The sequence below is a fragment of the Aquirufa antheringensis genome, assembly GCF_023921165.1.
Classification (GTDB): Bacteria; Bacteroidota; Bacteroidia; order Cytophagales; family Spirosomataceae; genus Aquirufa; species Aquirufa antheringensis.
This window is the reverse complement of the sequence record NZ_CP049835.1, coordinates 150,742-166,788: the sequence shown is the minus strand read 5'-3', so window position 1 is coordinate 166,788 and position 16,047 is coordinate 150,742. Positions and strand designations below refer to the sequence as shown.

The following is a 16,047-nucleotide window of genomic DNA, read 5'->3' as shown; positions in this document are numbered from 1 at the left end:
CATATTTATCTCTACTCTATACTCTATGCTCTATTATCTAACTTTCCGGAAATTCATTATAAAAATACCCCGCGAACTTCCAGATTTCCTGGATTTCAGAGCCCAAAATCGGGTAAGGGTCGTAGGTCTTGTTCGTGGAGTTCAGGATCAAGACTTTGCGTTCTGCGAGGTGGTTGATGACCTGCTTTAACACGACGCCGTCCTCGCGGGTCACGACGATGCAGATGGTGCCGTCCTTGATTTGGGTCCAGTCTTCCACGTATTCAGCGAAGACTAAAGAGCCCGGTTGTAGAGGCAACATCGATTCGCCTTTGATGGGGAAAACGCGGTATTTCTTGTCTTTAGGTAGGAAAGGCACTTGGAAGGTAGGGAGATCGCGCACGAAGTCGAGGTCGTCGTAGGAGGCAGTGTATCCTGCCAAAGCTTTGACCGGTACCATCTCGATATTCTCTTCATTGTTCGCGTCGACCGTCGTAGCTAAAATTCGTAGCTTAGGTTTGTTCGACAAGCCGGGGATTCTTTTGGACAAATCTTCTTTCAATAATTCATCTACTTCGACTTTGAAAAACTCCGCTAGGGAGATCAAATCCGCATATTTAGGCTCCGCTCTTCCGGACTCATACGAGCCCAAAGTCGGCTTCTTAATATTCAGTAATTCCGCCAGTTTTTCCTGCGAAGTTTTCTCCGACATCTTGCTGCGTAAAAAACGTAAATTCTGACTAAAAAAAGTGCTCATGCGATTTGCTTATTAAAGGAAAATGAATAAAATTCGTATCTAAAATTTCTTCGTATACTTTTCGAAGTTACGAAAGGTATTCAAAATACCCAAATATCTACCAATTTTATGCAGGAGCGCGCGATTGTGCACATGGATTTAGACAGTTTCTTTGTCTCGGTAGAGCGACTCCGAGATACACGACTCGTGGGCCAGCCGGTCATTGTGGGCGGTGGTTCGGATCGAGGCGTGGTGGCGGCGTGTAGTTATGAGACGCGGGCTTTTGGGGTGCGTTCTGCGATGCCCATGAAGATGGCGCTGAAATTGTGTCCGGATGCGATTGTGTTAAGGGGTGATTACGAGGCGTATGTGCAGCATTCGGAGATGGTGACCTCGCTGATTATGGAGCGGGCGCCTTTAGTGGAGAAAGCCTCGATTGATGAGTTTTATTTGGATATGACGGGGATGGAGCGCTTTTTTGGCTCCTATGCTTTTGCCCAGGATCTGCGGGATCGGATTAAAAAGCAGATTGGGTTGCAGATGTCGTTTGGTTTGTCGGTGAATAAGACGGTTTCCAAAGTCGCGACGAATCACGTCAAGCCCGCCGGGGAGTACCAGGTGCTAGCCGGTCAGGAGAAAGCCTTTTTAGCGCCGATGACGGTGAACAAGATCCCGATGATCGGTGCCGTCACGGCCCAAACCCTGCGTAATATGGGCATCGTCCACGTAGGAACGCTTAGTCAAATGCCACAGCGGGTATTAGAGCGAACCTTTGGGAAGTCGGGGACGATGCTTTGGGAAAGAGCTAATGGCATTGATTTACGTCCTGTGGTGCCTTATTCCGAGCAGAAGTCCTTGTCTAAAGAGATAACGTTTGAGCAGGATAGTACGGATATGATTTTATTACGACGGATCCTGGGGTCGCTGACCGAGCAGCTGAGCTATGATTTGCGCAAGCTGGGGCAATGTACGTCCTGTATTACGGTGAAGGTGCGTTACTCGAATTTTGACACCCATACCCGCCAAATCAGTATTCCCGCTTCCGCCAGCGACCACCGCCTGATTCCGGCGGTCTACGAATTGTTCGAGAAGCTGTATGACCGCAGGCTGTTGATTCGGCTGATCGGGGTGCGTTTCTCCAAACTGTTACAAGGGCAGGAGCAATTGAATCTGTTTGACGACGGGGCGAAGCTCGTGCCGCTGTATCAGGCGATGGATTCCCTGAAGAACCGCTACGGCGAGTTTTCCATCTTGCGTGCGAGCGGATTGATGGGGAGTGCCGAACGGAGGAATCGACTGCCTGCTGCTGTAGTATCTGCTGGGGCGACACTCGCTACTTTACCCGCTGGTGCGTCACACGCAAAAAACGACGAATAGATGTATTTGAACTGCCATTCTTACTACAGCTTGCGCTATGGTACGCTTTCGCCTGAGCAATTGGTTCAGGAGGCGAAGGCGCGCGGCATTACGTCGTTAGCCTTAACGGATATACATCGGAGTTCTGGTGTCTTTGATTTCGTGCAGGCGTGTCAGCAGGAGGGGATTAAGCCCGTGGTGGGGATGGAGTTCGAGGTGGGTTATGTATGTTTAGCGCGGAATGAACGCGGTTTTTTACAGATTAATGATTTTGCGACGAAGTATTTAGTCTCCAAAGAGCCCTGGCCAGAGCGACCTCCCGTTTCAGACGATGTGTGGACGATTTATCCGCTAGCCATGCGGAAAAAGATCAAGACGCTAGTTGGTCCGCGGGAGCGCTGGGGCGTGCGGGCGAGTGATCGGAATTTGCTTTGGAAAGAAAAAGACCTGCGTGATTTTGTCTGGTGTCAGCCTTTTACCTTTCTGGATCAGCGCGGATTTTCGATGCACCGATTGCTGCGGGCGATTGATTTGAATACCTTATTGAGCAAACTTTCGCCCAAAGACCAGGCGCAGGCAGACGAACGTTTCTATACTCCTGCTGAAATAGCGGCTTCTTGTGCTGATTACCCGCAGCTATTAGCGGAGGCGGATAAGATTCTAGCCGATTGCTCTTTTAGCTTTGATTTTAAAATGCCGAAGAATCGTTCGCTGTTTAGTTCTTCCAAAGAAGACGATTTAGCCCTCCTCACCAAGCTAGCTTACGAGGGTTTGCGTTACCGTTATCCGCGCGGCGATCGCGAGGCGAAGGCGCGGGTGGAGAAGGAATTGAAGATTATTCACGAGCTGGATTTTAATGCCTATTTCCTGATTACCTGGGATATCATTCGCTATGCGCGTTCTAGGGGCTATTTTCACGTGGGGCGTGGCTCTGGGGCGAATTCCATTGTGGCCTATTGCATCGGGATTACAGACGTGGATCCGGTCGAATTAGACCTCTATTTCGAGCGTTTCATCAACAAACACCGGACGAGTCCGCCGGATTTTGATATTGATTTCTCCTGGGATGAGCGCGATGACATCATCGATTATATCTTTAAGCGCTATGGGGCGAAGCACGTGTGTCTTCTGGCCACCTATGTGACGTTTCGGGATAAGTCGATTTACCGGGAATTGGCGAAGGTTTTTGGTCTTCCCAAAGCCGAAATAGACGCCTGGCTCGATCCCGCCACCGCCATGCGGGAGGTGACATCTGAAATACAGGCGCTGATCGTCAAATACGGCCAACTCTTGCTCGACTTCCCTAATTACCTCAGCATCCACGCGGGCGGCATCCTGATTTCGGACGCGCCTTTATCCGCTTACACGGCCTTGGAGGGAATGCCCAAAGGTTTCCCCATCTGCCAGTTCGATATGTACGTGGCGGAGGAGATCGGCTTTGCGAAGTTTGATATTTTGTCCCAAAGAGGCCTCGGCCACATCAAAGAGTCCGTCGACATCATCCGCGCAAACCGGGGAGTCGATGTCGACGTCCACCGAGTTCAGGACTTTATGAAAGACGAAGGCGTACGCAAACAGCTGATGCGCCACGAGACGATGGGCTGCTTCTACATCGAATCGCCCGCGATGCGTTCGCTCTTAAAGAAGTTACGTTGCCAAGATTACATCACCCTAGTCGCTGCATCCTCTATTATTCGTCCCGGCGTCGCCTCGTCCGGGATGATGAAGGCCTACATCGAGCGTTTCCACGCGCCGGATTCCTACGAACCCGTGCATCCGCTGATGGGGGAGCTGATGAAGGAAACCTATGGCGTGATGGTCTACCAGGAAGACGTGATCAAGGTGGCTCACTATTTTGCCGGACTGACCTTAGCGGAGGCCGATGTACTGCGCCGCGGGATGTCGGGTAAATACCGTTCTAGAGCCGAATTTGACCGCATCAGGCAGGCTTTTTTCGAGAATTGTGCTGCCAAAGGCTATCCAGAAGCCGTTTCACGCGAGGTGTGGAGGCAGATGGAAAGCTTTTCGGGCTATTCCTTTTCGAAGGCGCACTCCGCTTCTTTTGCCGTAGAAAGCTATCAAAGTCTCTATCTGAAGACCTATTACCCGCTCGAATTTATGGTGGCGGTGATTAATAATTTTGGAGGATTCTACCGAACCGAATTTTATGTGCACGAGGCTCGGCGCTGTGGGGCGGAGGTGGAGGCACCGGAGATCAATGAGAGCGACTACCTAACCAGAATCGAAGGCAAGCGAATTTATTTGGGCTGGGTGCACATTAAAGGTCTGGAGAAGCGGGTCATCCAAGAAATACTCGAGGCGCGGAGGCAGTCTGGGCCTTTCCGTTCTTGGGAGGATTTCGTGCACCGCGTGTCCATCGGGCTAGAGCAATCGATTCTGTTGATTCGCATAGGCGCCTTTCGTAACCTTGGTCAGGCCAAAAAGCCCCTATTATGGGAGGCGCACGCCCGTTTCCAAGGCAAAGTCTCTACGGTGGTATCGATGGAGATGTTTGAGGAGCTTTCCCCTGACATCGGCGTTTTGCCACCGCTTATCCACGAACCCGAGGAGGATGCTTTCGACCAATGGGAAATTCTCGGTTTTCCTCTCTGTTCGCCCTTTTTGTTGCTTGAGGAATTGCCAGAGACTTTATTGAATGCAGATTTAGTATTGCCCAAAGGCGATATCATCGGCTACCTCGTCACCTTAAAGTCCACCCGAACGAAACAGGGCGAACGAATGTATTTTGGCTACTTTGTGGACCTCCAAGGCGAGTTCTTTGATACGGTCCATTTCCCCTCCGACCTAAAGAACTATTCTTTCCGGGGCAGTGGAATTTATTGGATGCAGGGCGTGTCGATGGACGATTTTGGCCATAGAACCCTGCGCGTGCAACAATTGCGGAAGTTAGCGTGGCGGGTAGATCCGCGGTACGTCTAAAGCATAGAGCATAAAGCACAAAGAATAAAGAAGATTAGAGATAAGAGAGTATAGAGAGGAGAGGATGGTAAATGGTAAGTGGTGAATGGTAAATGTTTACTCCGGACTATCGACTAGTGACTCCCGACTAGCGACTATCGACTAAGTCCGTAGGACGACTAAACGACGCAGTCGTGACTGAATCGCGCAGCGATGACTGCCGCTTGCGGCGCGTAAACCTTTTTCCCTTATCTTGCGTTATGCTATAAATAATAATCACATGAAAAAGATGCTAGGATTAGTACTTTTGTTCGTAAGCCTGCAGGCTTGTGGACAAGAGCCCAAACAAACGCCTAAACAAACGATAGCAACTACAGCAACAAAGACGATGGAAAATTTGCCTAAGACGGAAGCCGAATGGAAGGCTAAATTGACAGAAGACGAGTATTATATTTTACGCCAAAAAGGTACCGAACGTCCCTATACTGGCAAATTCTTGATGCACACCGAGAAGGGAATGTATACTTGCAGAGGCTGCGGAGCCCCTCTTTTTAGCTCTGATTCTAAATTCGATTCACATTGCGGCTGGCCTAGTTTTGACAAGGAAGTGAAAGCAGGTGTGATCAAAGAAACCGTAGACAATACCTTAGGCATGCGCCGCACAGAAATTACCTGTGCAAAATGCGGAGGCCATTTAGGCCACGTGTTTGACGACGGTCCTACGGATACAGGATTGCGCTATTGCGTGAATTCGGTGTCGATAGGGTTTGAAGCGGTAAAGAAATAGAGTAGAGATAGGAGAGTATAGAGAAGAGATGGTGAATGGTAAAGTGTAAATGTTTACTCTGTGCTCTCTACTCTGTAATCTATACTCTCCACTGCCTACTGACCACTGTCCACTGACAACTGTTAACTATGTCCCCCATCATCCCCTATTTCCAGTCTATTTACCCTCTGAGCGCAGCTTCTCAAGAGGCATTGGCAGGTATTTGCCGGGAGATTCGTATTGCTAAAAACCAGGATTTGCAATCCATCGGCCAAACCTGCAAGACCCTTTATTTTTTGAAAAAGGGAATGGCTCGTATTTATTATATCAAAGACGGAACGGATGTGACAGAGGGCTTTTATGGAGAATTCAACTTGATTGCGCGGGCTGAAAGCCTTTTTGCGGGTAAGCCTAGTCAAAAAGGCATACAGGTTTTGGAGGATTCGGAGCTTTGGTCCATTGATACGTCCGCTTTAACTTCGCTGTACGAGGAGCACCGTGATATAGAACGCTTGTTCTCAAAATTGTTTGAAAAGGCCTATGTGGAGACTATACAACGGATAGAAAATTTGCAGTTTCATGCGGCAGAGGAACGCTATCACTTATTGGAGAAAGAGCAGCCTGAGGTATTAAAGAGGGCTCCATTGAAATTTATTGCTTCTTATCTGGGAATCACACAGGTAAGTTTGAGTCGCATTCGCGCGAAGAAATCCTAATTTAACATTTGTTAAGTGCTTTTGGCGTTCATCTGAGCACCTTTGTGTCTAAATTTTACGCAAATGGAAGTTCGGTTCGGATTGAAAGAGAATTGGCAGCAGTTCAGTTTGTTGGTTTTAGTGAATGCCTTTGTGGGCGGGATGGTCGGCCTTGAACGTTCCATTTTGTCTCAATTAGCGGCGCAAGAATTTTCTATTGCCTCTCATTCAGCCATCTTTTCCTTTATCGTCGTTTTTGGTATTGTCAAAGCCTTAACAAATTACTTCGCTGGTCATTTTGCGAATACATTGGGCCGTAGACGTTTGTTGATTTACGGTTGGCTTTTTGCGATTCCCATTCCGTTCTTGTTGATGTGGGCGCCTACTTGGAATTGGATTGTGGCTGCTAATGTACTTTTGGGAATTAATCAGGGCCTCGCTTGGTCTAGTACCGTGACTATGAAAATCGATCTAGTGGGGGATAAGCAGCGGGGTTTAGCCATGGGAATTAATGAATTCGCGGGTTATTTATCTGTCGGTTTAGTGGCGCTTTTAACGGCCTGGATAGCGAATACATACGGAATTAGGCCTTATCCCTTTTATATCGGGATAGTATTTGTGTTTTTGGGCTTGTTGATTTCTTGGATTTGGGTGAAAGATACTCGGTCATTTGTCCAAAAAGCGGCCCAAGAAAGTTCCCTCCCTTTACTTAAAAATCCGTTTTGGGATACTTCTTTATTGCATCGAAATTTAGGAGCTATCTCTCAAGCAGGTCTTGTCAATAATCTGAACGATGGGATGATATGGGGGCTATTTCCCCTGTTATTAGCTACTAAAGGTTTTGATTTAGGCCAAATAGGGATGATTACGGCCATCTATCCCCTGGTTTGGGGCCTAGCGCAATTAGGGACAGGACGTTTATCTGATTTTATTTGCCAAAAAGATTTATTATTTATCGGCATGCTTCTCCAAGCCTTTGCCATATTAGGTCTTATTTGGGCTCAAACATTCGCCGCTTTTGCCATCCTATCCTTTGTGATAGGCGTAGGAACAGCGGTTGTCTATCCGACTTTTTTAGCATCCATTGCAGAAAACACACACCCAGCTGATCGAGCCGCTAGTTTAGGCACTTTTCGCCTGTGGCGCGATTTAGGCTATGCTTTTGGTGCTATTTTAACAGGTGTTTTAGCGGACTATTTCGAACTAGAAGTGAGTGTAATCGTCATTGGATTATTGACGTTGGGTTCCGCGGGGGTGATTAAGTGGAGGATGATGTGTTAATGATGATTCTTTTTTGAAAATTGTGCTGCGCAATAATTTTCAAAAAAGAATCATCATTAACACCTGAATAGGGAGGGAAGATGGTAAGTTGTGAATGGTAAATGTTTCCGTCGCAATGATTAGAGAGATTTATCTAATTCTTCTTTCCCAATCAATCCCACGCTAGACCACGTCTTAACGCCATTCTTGTACATTTCTAGGTAGGGGATAGCTTCGATTTTCTTGGATTTTGCTAGCTCTTGGTTTTCGTCTACATCGATTTCTATTAGTTCTACTTTGCCGTTTTGAGCTTTAATCCATTCCTTTAAGATAGGGCTTAATTGCTTGCAAGGGCCACACCAAGTAGCATTGTAATCGATGATGACTATCGGTTTGCCTTTGATTTTTTCGGCAAAAGTAGCTTCTGTTAAACCGGCAGAGCCTGCTTGTTTCGCTTCGCCAGTAGCGATGGGAAGATTAGCTGATTGCCAAGCTAACATACCTCCTGTTAAATTGACGATAGATTTGAATCCCATTTCTTGTAGCATTCCTGCGGCTGAAGCAGATCTTGCACCTGAAAGGCAGTAGACGAAAACAGTTTTGTCTTTATCTAAGCCTGAGGCAATTTGTTGGAAAGTCGCTGAGCTAACATCTGCGTTAAGTGCACCTTCGATGTGGCCTCCTTGGAATTCACCGGCCGTTCTGACATCTAAAATCTGAGCCTTTGATTCAGCTGTTAATGCTGTTTGGAATTCAGTCGCACCTAGGTCTTGTTGTCCCTCTTTTGGCCCACAAGAAAATAATAATCCAAGGATTAGTAATGAATATAATACGTTTCTCATTTTGAATGTTGTTTAATGATACCTTCCAAAGTACTCGCAGGAATTACCCCTGATTGACGCCAAACCGACTTACCATCCTTAAATAGGATCATCGTAGGTACGGAACGGATTTGGAATTTATCTGCTAAGGTACGATTCTTGTCGACATCGATTTTAATGATTTTGGCAGAATTACCAATTTTAGCCTTTAATTGTTCTAAAATAGGTTTTAATTGCTTGCATGGGCCGCACCATTCAGCTGAAAAATCAACTAAAACGGGTTCTGGCGATTTCAATAGGTCTGCGAATTTGCTCATAATTTGTTAGTTTCTAGTAATCAGTAGTCAGTCGCTGCGCGATTTAGTCACGACTGCGTCGTTTAGTCATCGCTGTGCGATTTAGTCACGACTGCGTCGTTTAGTCATCGCTGTGCGATTTAGTCACGACTGCGTCGTTTAGTCATCGCTGTGCGATTTAGTCACGACTGCGTCGTTTAGTCATCGCTGCGCGATTTAGTCACGACTGCGTCGTTTAGTCATCGCTGTGCGATTTAGTCGATAGTCCGGAGGGAATGAGTCCGAGGGAAACATTTATCATTAACCATTTGCCATTAACCATTCACAACCATCTCTTCTCTCTACTCTATTATCTCTTATCTTAAATTAGTCCACGGTCCTCCATTGTACACCTGCGTATAACCGGCAGCTTGCAACTGGCGGCGAGCCATTCCACTACGGCTTCCTGAGCGGCAACAAGTAATGATAACCTGATCTTTCTTTAATTTGTTCATATTAGAACCTAAAGTTTGCAAAGGTAAATTGATGGCGCCTTTGATGTGCCCATCTTTAAATTCTGCGGGAGTGCGAACATCGACTAATGTCGCACCATCCGCTAAAAGTGACTTGAAGTCAACCTTTGGACCAAAGCCAAATAAATTTTTAATTAAACCAATCATTATTTTTTCTGTTTAGTAATACAAATTTACGGTGAACCCTAGGCCTAATTCGTGATATTGGTCACCACCTAAAATAGTTTGAGTCTTGGGACTTAAGTCACGATTTAATTGAAGTTATCAGGGTAATTTTGCATATTGAATTTGGTAAACATTGGTCAAATTCTACATTTGAGTATCATACAAAAGTATTATTTTGGTTTAGAGGACATAGGAATAGAAAGGGCTTTTAGTTCTTTCTATTTTCTTTTATAAATGTAGAGTGGTCCAGGACCAAGAAAATTTGACTTCAATCACACCTTATTAAATCTATACTGATGAACAAAGACTTAATATTAAGAGAAAATTTAGCCATTCAGCGTACGATTATGGCTAATCAAACCACATTTTTATCTTTTATTCGAACCTCCATGTATTTTCTGGTAGCTGGCTTAAGTGTTCAAAATATTGTTCAATTTAACACGATTGGATGGGCGATTTACCTATTTTATGGGATGTCAATTTTAGGGCTTATTATAGGGGTGTTAAATTATTTTAGTCAAAAAAAACGAATAAAGGAAGCTAAGAAGATGGTGGGAAATGCGGCCAAAGCCTATGTTTTATAGTTTTTGACCCACCAATTGTACAACCTCTGCTAAACCCTGGTGAAGTGGACCTTCGTTTAATGTCCGTTGCTTCTCTTCGTTTACTAGAATTTGTAATCCAGGGAATTCGGCAGCAATAGTTGCAGTAGAAAATAACCATTCTGCGTTTTTAGGTCCTCCTGAACTTAAACCGAGTTGGCGCTGGTTAAATCCTTCTAAAATAAGTAAGCCGCCAGGTTTAAGCCACGAAACGCATTGCTTGTAAAAGTGTAATCGAGTCTCCAAGGGCAGATGGAAATAGGTTAAGGCAATGACGTCAAAAGATTCCAAAGGGAATTTTACCAGCGCGGCATCTGCCACTTTATAGTGGATCCGTGTTTTTTCGGCTGAGGCTAATTTTTCCGCCTTTGCTTTCCCTTGTTCACTTAGGTCAAAGGCGTGGACTTCCCATCCTTTTTTGGCAGCAAAAACGGCATCTCGTCCCTCTCCAGCACCTGGAAATAAAATGCGGCTCGCGGGTAGGGGTGTGATTTGCTCTTTCATAAAATCATTTGGATTTATTCCATATTGGTATTCGTCCGCTTGATAACGCTCGTTCCACATTGCTTTCATTTGTAAAATTTGTAGTTTAGTAAAAAAAAATAATCATGAAAAAAACCTTACTGTTAACCTTATTTGTTGCTTTCATTACTTTTGCAGCTAATGCTCAAACACACAAAGTGGTTGTGCAATTAAATACCTCGGATACCTTAGTTTGGCACGGAGCATTGAAAAATATTTCAAATCTTCAAACAGCACTAGGGCCTACTACGCAAATTGAATTAGTCGCTCATGGTTCTGGTATTGGTATCTTAATCGATGGCAAAACAACTCAAAAATCCAAAATTGCAGAATTAGCTGCGTCAGGCGTTTTGTTCAAAGCCTGTGAAAATACCATTCGCGAACGTAAAATTGATCGCTCTACTATTTTAACACAAGCGGGCACTGTTCCCTCTGGTGTAGCTGAAGTAGTCCTTAAGCAGGAGGCCGGCTGGGCCTATCTCAAATATTAAATGGAAAGGCCGCCCTAACAGCGGCCTTTTTTCTTACATCTTTCCGGGTAGGATTTGATTCCAATACAAATAGGGGAGTAGGTATTTCTTCATTTGGTACATAGACCAGCGCTCTTTTGATTGATCCATCGGGAATGTTTCCATTGGGGTATTGTTATAATCGAATTCGGCCAAAACTAATTTATCATATCCTGTAATAATAGGACAAGAGGAATAACCATCATAGGAGGCTGACATCGATTTGCCCTTCATTACAGCCAGTAAATTGCTCACTAAAACGGGCGCTTGCTTACGAATAGCTGCTCCAGTTCTAGAAACGGGTAATGCAGCAGCATCTCCGCAAGCGAAAATATTTTTGAATGTAGCGTGTTGTAGGGTGTGTTTTTCTACATCGATCCAGCCGGCAGCATTTGCTAAAGGACTCTTTTTAATGAAGTCCGGTGCCGATTGTGGTGGGGTTACGTGAATCATATCGTATTCAACCCAGTATTCTTGGCCCTTATTCGCTTCGCCTATTCCCACAAATTTCGCTTTTTTATTAGGTCCATCAATCTCGTCTAACTTCACAAAGAATTGTGTATGTATACCGTATCGAGCAATAACGTTTTTTAAGGTATTTTCATATTTTTCTACGCCAAAAACGCGCGTACCTCCACTCCAAAATTCCACCTGGTTCTTAATGCTATGTTTTTTGAAATAATCGGCCGCTAAGTACATAATCTTTTGAGGAGCACCACCGCACTTAATGGGGGTGTGTGGATTGGTGAAAATTGCCTTGCCGCCTCTAGTCTTCTGAATACATTCCCAGGTGTAAGGGGCTGTTTCGAAACTATAATTAGAGCAAACCCCATTTTTGCCTAGATTTTCTTTTAAGCCTTTTATCTCCCCCCAATTCAATTGGATCCCAGGAGCTGCCACTAAATAATCATAACCTACATCGGTTCCATCAGCTAGGGTAACCTTGTTCTCTTCTGGTTCAAAGCCCGAAACCATCTGTTGAATCCACGTGGTTCCGGCAGGGATGACCGATGCTTCATCGCGTTCTGTGTCTTGAATATTGAATTCTCCACCACCTACTAAGGTCCAAGCGGGTTGGTAATAATGTTTCTTTGCGCCATCGATGATGGCGATGTCTAAAGATGAATCTTTACGTAATAGTTGCGAGGCGATTGAAATACCGGCATTTCCTCCGCCAACGATGACAATATGGTGATGTGTTTTCATGGTTAACAGTCTAAGTTTATTCAAAAATAGCTCCTATTTTCTTGCTAAAAAGTGATAAAAGTCACATGTCTGTTTTCGTGAGTAACATCACGCTTAGGCAGTAAGAGGCACCCTACCTTTGAGAAAAATATAAATAATCTCATATGAAAAAGGTCCTATCGTTCGTTGCTGTTCTTGTCTTTTTAAGTAGTTGTGAAAAAGGAGGTCCTCTTGGGGATGATCAAGGCAATTCGTCTCAAAGTTTGTCCGCCATTCAAGCTACAGTCTCTAGTTTGCCTGTAGAACCAGTAGACTCGGCTGAAAAGCAGCGTGTTTTGTTTATTCGAGAGGAGGAAAAGTTAGCCTACGATGTCTATCAAGCGATGTTTGATAAATATGGGGTTAAGATTTTTCAAAACATCCCCAATAGCGAATTGAGCCACATGGAGGCGATGTTAACGATTATAACTAAATACCAATTAGTCGATCCTATGGATAAAAATCCACGCGGCGTTTTTGTTAATGCAGATCTTCAATCACTTTATAATGCGCTAGTAAGCCAAGGAAATGGGAGCATATTAGCGGCCTATCAAGTGGGGGCAAAAATTGAGGAATTGGATATTTTTGATTTGAATAAATCCATTGCAGTAACTAATAATCAAGATGTTAAATTAGTGTATGATTTTTTAAACAAAGGTAGCCGCAACCACTTACGTTCTTTTTTCAAGAATTTGACAAATGCGGGAGGCACTTACACCCCTGTTTTTATTACCAAAGCCGAATTTGACGCAATCGTGACAACGCCTACTGAAAAAATGTAATCATTTATCGTAATAGTGACAAAAGTCACAGCGTTTATGCTGATTTATCTAGTCTTTTGTACGTTAATAGCTTTAAATATAGTACCTCTATGTCTAATACAAGTTCAAATTCAACTCAGCCAGGCTTATTACAAGTATTCCTTTATGCCTTATTAATTGCCCTGTTTGGTCTTTTGGGGTATTTAGGGTTCTCCCATGTTAGTACAGCTAGTGATGCCACTGATTCTACTCAAGTTTATGTGGAGCCAGATTCTAACTTTACTCATCTTTGGACGGCACCATCGGATTGGCGAATGATGTATCTAAAGCCAGAGGAGAAAGCACTAGTGGAATATGGTAAAGAGTTAATTGGCCACACATCTGATTATTTAGGGCCAAAGGGTTCTGTTAAGGCTATTTCCAATGGCATGAATTGCCAAAACTGCCACTTGAATGCAGGTACGCAACCTTGGGGAAATAATTATTTCGCGGTACAATCTACCTATCCTAAATTCAGAGCTCGTTCAGGGGCCATTGAAGATCAGGTTAAGCGGGTCAATGATTGTTTTGAACGTAGCTTAAATGGCCAGGCATTAGCGGCTGAAAGTAAGGAGATGCGGGCTATTTTGGCCTATATTAAATGGCTAGGCACGGATGTGAAGAAAGACAAGTCACCTAAAGGATCAGGGATTTTCAAATTAAAAGGCTTAAAACGCGCGATTGATCCCGCTAAAGGTGCGGAAGTTTACGCAGCTAAATGCCAGTCCTGTCATCAGGCAGATGGCGGTGGCGTGCTGGCTGAAAATGGGAAGTCGTATACTTATCCACCACTTTGGGGACCTCATAGTTATAATCATGGCGCTGGGCTTTACCGGATGTCGAATTTTGCTGGGTATGTGAAATACAACATGCCATTAGGAGCGAATTACGAGAAACCGCAGTTGACAGATGAGGAAGCTTGGGATTTAGCGGCTTATGTCAATTCCATGCCACGACCGGCTAAAGACTTAAGCAAGGACTGGCCAGATGTCGCGGGCAAGCCTTTTGACCATCCTTTTGGCCCTTATGCTGATCCTTTTACGGAAGAACAACATAAATATGGCCCATATAAGCCGATTAAAGAATGGATTGCGAAACACAAGAAGTCTAAAAAATAAACCGAATGAACTCTAGAAGAAAATTTTTACAAGGCGGAATACTGACGAGTGTGGCAGCGTTAACGCCTGTAGGCTTACAAGCTAAAAATGCAGAGAATACTACTTTATCAACAAAATCAATCGCTGGATCTGGTCAAATAACAATTCTCCAAACCACGGATGTGCACTGTCAATTGCATGCGCATGATGAATTGTTTTGGGAAAATAATGAGTTGACCTTTCGCAAGGCTGGAGGATACCCCCATATGGCCACCGCTTTACAGAAATTAAAGGAGAAAAATCCTCAGAATACCATCACGCTCGACACGGGAGACATGTTCCAAGGAAGTATGCTCTCTGTGAAAACAACGGGGCAGGCATTCGTTCCTTTGTTAAATGCGATGGATTATGATCTGTATTTACCAGGAAACTGGGAGGTTGTTTATTATAAAAAGAATATGCAGAAATTATTGGGTGGTTTATTAGCTTCCAAAATTTGCGCGAACATGTACCACGATTTAGGTGATGGAAAGAAAGGTGAACTGATCTTTCAACCCTACCAAATCATGCACCGCATGGGAATAAAGATCGGCTTCTTGGGCTATACAGACCCTTTAGTTCCTTTACGTCAATCCCCTTTGTATTCAAAAGGAATTATTTATACCAAACCAGAGGATAATCTGAAAGAATACGTGACGCTTTTGCGCGAGCAAGAGCAATGTGACTTTGTGATTATCTTATCTCACTTGGGTTTATCTCAGCAAATTGCCTTGGGCAATCATCCCGATTGCCAGGGAGTAGACTATATTTTTGGGGCAGATACGCATGAAAGGGTTCGTAAACCGATTCAAGCGGAATACACGAAGATTGTGGAGCCAGGTGCCTTCGGGTCGTTTATTGGCAAACTGGACATTCAAGTAAAGGATGGTAAAGTCCTAGGTTCTACCTATGAATTAGTGGAAGTCGATCCGATCAAATACCCGGCAGATCCAGCGATCAAAACACTAGTTCAAGACTTAGAAAAGCCATACAAGGAAGAAATTAATAAAGTATTGGGCTATAGCACAGTTCCTCTTTACCGCAACTTTGTCGTAGAGAATACCATCGATACGATGATTGTAGATGCTTTAAAATGGAAAGTTAATGCAGATGTTGTTCTATCCAACGGATTCCGTTTTTGTCCTCCACGCGTACCTGGAAAGGATGGTAAAGTAGCCATTACGGAGGGTTATTTATATGATATGTTACCGGTGGATAGTACCATCCGAACAGCGAAAGCTTCGGGCCAACAGATTTTAGATTGGTTAGAAAAAGAGATGCAAAATGTGTTTGCTCAGGATGCTTCCAAACGTTTTGGTGGCTGGCTTATCCGTTTTAAAGGAATGCAAGTCGAATTCAAAGCTTTTGAGCGAGTAGGACATCGTGTTCAAAAAGTGACCATTGCGGGCGCTGAATTAGATAAAAACCGGCTGTATACCTTGTGCGCTTGTGAGCGTGATGGCGATCCGGAAGATATGTTATGCCGCATGAAAGGGGTAAAAGAGGCGACTAATACGGCCTATACTTTACACTCGATGATGAAGGAGTACTTAGCAAAATTCTCTCCAGTGACACCTATTTTACGTCACGATGCGAAGATATTAGACGGGCCACAAGATTTGTTGAGTCAAGTGACTGGGGTGGATTATACGTTTAGATAGGAGAGTATAGATTATAGAGTAGAGATAGGGTGTTGATTAGGTTCGGCATCCTATTTTTGTGTTTAAGGGACATAAAAAAAGCTAGCAT

At 44.4% G+C, this 16,047-nt stretch carries 16 protein-coding genes; 10 read left to right on the top strand and 6 right to left on the bottom strand.

Annotated features, from left to right (window positions below; genetic code table 11):
* Positions 1 to 37: 37 nt before the first annotated feature.
* Entirely contained in the window at positions 38 to 736 is a 699-nt protein-coding gene (locus tag G9X63_RS00760) for an XRE family transcriptional regulator (RefSeq protein WP_252623328.1), read from the bottom strand.
* Positions 737 to 844: 108 nt separating this feature from the next.
* On the opposite strand from G9X63_RS00760, the gene dinB reads away from it, so the two are divergent.
* The 5 genes from dinB to G9X63_RS00735 all read left to right on the top strand — a co-directional run bounded on the left by dinB (position 845) and on the right by G9X63_RS00735 (position 7,732).
* Positions 845 to 2,092: a DNA polymerase IV gene (gene dinB / locus G9X63_RS00755; protein ID WP_252623324.1), complete on the top strand. Its 1,248-nt coding sequence runs from the start codon at positions 845 to 847 to the stop codon at positions 2,090 to 2,092.
* Complete coding sequence (locus G9X63_RS00750) at positions 2,093 to 5,011, top strand: DNA polymerase III subunit alpha (RefSeq protein ID WP_252623321.1); 2,919 nt, start codon at positions 2,093 to 2,095, stop codon at positions 5,009 to 5,011.
* 259 nt (positions 5,012 to 5,270) lie between these two features.
* Complete coding sequence (gene msrB / locus G9X63_RS00745; protein WP_130923114.1) at positions 5,271 to 5,777, top strand: peptide-methionine (R)-S-oxide reductase MsrB; 507 nt, start codon at positions 5,271 to 5,273, stop codon at positions 5,775 to 5,777.
* 128 nt (positions 5,778 to 5,905) lie between these two features.
* Entirely contained in the window at positions 5,906 to 6,472 is a 567-nt protein-coding gene (locus G9X63_RS00740) for a Crp/Fnr family transcriptional regulator (RefSeq protein ID WP_130897003.1), read from the top strand.
* Positions 6,473 to 6,535: 63 nt separating this feature from the next.
* A complete protein-coding gene (locus tag G9X63_RS00735) occupies positions 6,536 to 7,732 on the top strand; it encodes an MFS transporter (RefSeq protein ID WP_252623318.1) in 1,197 nt (398 codons plus the stop codon).
* 119 nt (positions 7,733 to 7,851) lie between these two features.
* Here G9X63_RS00735 and G9X63_RS00730 read toward each other — a convergent pair whose 3' ends face one another.
* From G9X63_RS00730 to G9X63_RS00720, 3 genes are all read right to left on the bottom strand, one after another.
* A complete protein-coding gene (locus G9X63_RS00730) occupies positions 7,852 to 8,553 on the bottom strand; it encodes a thioredoxin domain-containing protein (protein WP_252623316.1) in 702 nt (233 codons plus the stop codon).
* Positions 8,550 to 8,849 (bottom strand): thioredoxin, encoded by a 300-nt coding sequence (gene trxA / locus G9X63_RS00725; protein WP_130897006.1) that lies wholly within the window; start codon positions 8,847 to 8,849, stop codon positions 8,550 to 8,552. Before trxA ends, G9X63_RS00730 begins: the two co-directional genes overlap by 4 nt.
* A 335-nt stretch (positions 8,850 to 9,184) precedes the next feature.
* Positions 9,185 to 9,487 (bottom strand): rhodanese-like domain-containing protein, encoded by a 303-nt coding sequence (locus G9X63_RS00720; protein WP_252623312.1) that lies wholly within the window; start codon positions 9,485 to 9,487, stop codon positions 9,185 to 9,187.
* Between the two features lie 314 nt (positions 9,488 to 9,801).
* Between G9X63_RS00720 and G9X63_RS00715 the strand changes: the two genes are divergently transcribed.
* A complete protein-coding gene (locus G9X63_RS00715) occupies positions 9,802 to 10,089 on the top strand; it encodes a DUF202 domain-containing protein (protein WP_130897008.1) in 288 nt (95 codons plus the stop codon).
* Here the strand turns inward: G9X63_RS00715 and G9X63_RS00710 are convergent.
* Complete coding sequence (locus G9X63_RS00710; RefSeq protein ID WP_161566420.1) at positions 10,084 to 10,680, bottom strand: class I SAM-dependent methyltransferase; 597 nt, start codon at positions 10,678 to 10,680, stop codon at positions 10,084 to 10,086. The genes G9X63_RS00715 and G9X63_RS00710 overlap by 6 nt on opposite strands.
* A 35-nt stretch (positions 10,681 to 10,715) precedes the next feature.
* Between G9X63_RS00710 and G9X63_RS00705 the strand changes: the two genes are divergently transcribed.
* Entirely contained in the window at positions 10,716 to 11,120 is a 405-nt protein-coding gene (locus G9X63_RS00705) for a DsrE family protein (RefSeq protein WP_252623309.1), read from the top strand.
* Positions 11,121 to 11,153: 33 nt separating this feature from the next.
* Here G9X63_RS00705 and G9X63_RS00700 read toward each other — a convergent pair whose 3' ends face one another.
* Positions 11,154 to 12,344 (bottom strand): NAD(P)/FAD-dependent oxidoreductase, encoded by a 1,191-nt coding sequence (locus G9X63_RS00700; RefSeq protein WP_252623306.1) that lies wholly within the window; start codon positions 12,342 to 12,344, stop codon positions 11,154 to 11,156.
* Between the two features lie 143 nt (positions 12,345 to 12,487).
* On the opposite strand from G9X63_RS00700, the gene G9X63_RS00695 reads away from it, so the two are divergent.
* From G9X63_RS00695 to G9X63_RS00685, 3 genes are all read left to right on the top strand, one after another.
* The gene (locus tag G9X63_RS00695) at positions 12,488 to 13,144 is read left to right on the top strand and encodes a DUF2202 domain-containing protein (RefSeq protein WP_252623303.1); all 657 of its coding nucleotides are present in this window, start codon (positions 12,488 to 12,490) and stop codon (positions 13,142 to 13,144) included.
* 89 nt (positions 13,145 to 13,233) lie between these two features.
* Positions 13,234 to 14,280 carry a c-type cytochrome gene (locus G9X63_RS00690; protein ID WP_130897013.1) on the top strand — a complete coding sequence of 349 codons (1,047 nt, stop codon included), beginning with the start codon at positions 13,234 to 13,236 and terminating at the stop codon, positions 14,278 to 14,280.
* 5 nt (positions 14,281 to 14,285) lie between these two features.
* Positions 14,286 to 15,959 carry a bifunctional metallophosphatase/5'-nucleotidase gene (locus tag G9X63_RS00685; RefSeq protein WP_252623300.1) on the top strand — a complete coding sequence of 558 codons (1,674 nt, stop codon included), beginning with the start codon at positions 14,286 to 14,288 and terminating at the stop codon, positions 15,957 to 15,959.
* Positions 15,960 to 16,047: the final 88 nt, after the last annotated feature.

Coding starts and splice junctions, on each gene's coding strand:
- G9X63_RS00730 (WP_252623316.1), bottom strand. CDS start 8,553: ATGAGAAACGTATTATATTCATTACTAATCCTTGGATTATTATTTTCT.
- G9X63_RS00715 (WP_130897008.1), top strand. CDS start 9,802: ATGAACAAAGACTTAATATTAAGAGAAAATTTAGCCATTCAGCGTACG.
- msrB (WP_130923114.1), top strand. CDS start 5,271: ATGAAAAAGATGCTAGGATTAGTACTTTTGTTCGTAAGCCTGCAGGCT.
- G9X63_RS00720 (WP_252623312.1), bottom strand. CDS start 9,487: ATGATTGGTTTAATTAAAAATTTATTTGGCTTTGGTCCAAAGGTTGAC.
- G9X63_RS00735 (WP_252623318.1), top strand. CDS start 6,536: ATGGAAGTTCGGTTCGGATTGAAAGAGAATTGGCAGCAGTTCAGTTTG.
- G9X63_RS00750 (WP_252623321.1), top strand. CDS start 2,093: ATGTATTTGAACTGCCATTCTTACTACAGCTTGCGCTATGGTACGCTT.
- G9X63_RS00705 (WP_252623309.1), top strand. CDS start 10,716: ATGAAAAAAACCTTACTGTTAACCTTATTTGTTGCTTTCATTACTTTT.
- G9X63_RS00760 (WP_252623328.1), bottom strand. CDS start 736: ATGAGCACTTTTTTTAGTCAGAATTTACGTTTTTTACGCAGCAAGATG.
- G9X63_RS00740 (WP_130897003.1), top strand. CDS start 5,906: ATGTCCCCCATCATCCCCTATTTCCAGTCTATTTACCCTCTGAGCGCA.
- trxA (WP_130897006.1), bottom strand. CDS start 8,849: ATGAGCAAATTCGCAGACCTATTGAAATCGCCAGAACCCGTTTTAGTT.
- G9X63_RS00695 (WP_252623303.1), top strand. CDS start 12,488: ATGAAAAAGGTCCTATCGTTCGTTGCTGTTCTTGTCTTTTTAAGTAGT.
- G9X63_RS00685 (WP_252623300.1), top strand. CDS start 14,286: ATGAACTCTAGAAGAAAATTTTTACAAGGCGGAATACTGACGAGTGTG.
- G9X63_RS00690 (WP_130897013.1), top strand. CDS start 13,234: ATGTCTAATACAAGTTCAAATTCAACTCAGCCAGGCTTATTACAAGTA.
- dinB (WP_252623324.1), top strand. CDS start 845: ATGCAGGAGCGCGCGATTGTGCACATGGATTTAGACAGTTTCTTTGTC.
- G9X63_RS00710 (WP_161566420.1), bottom strand. CDS start 10,680: ATGAAAGCAATGTGGAACGAGCGTTATCAAGCGGACGAATACCAATAT.
- G9X63_RS00700 (WP_252623306.1), bottom strand. CDS start 12,344: ATGAAAACACATCACCATATTGTCATCGTTGGCGGAGGAAATGCCGGT.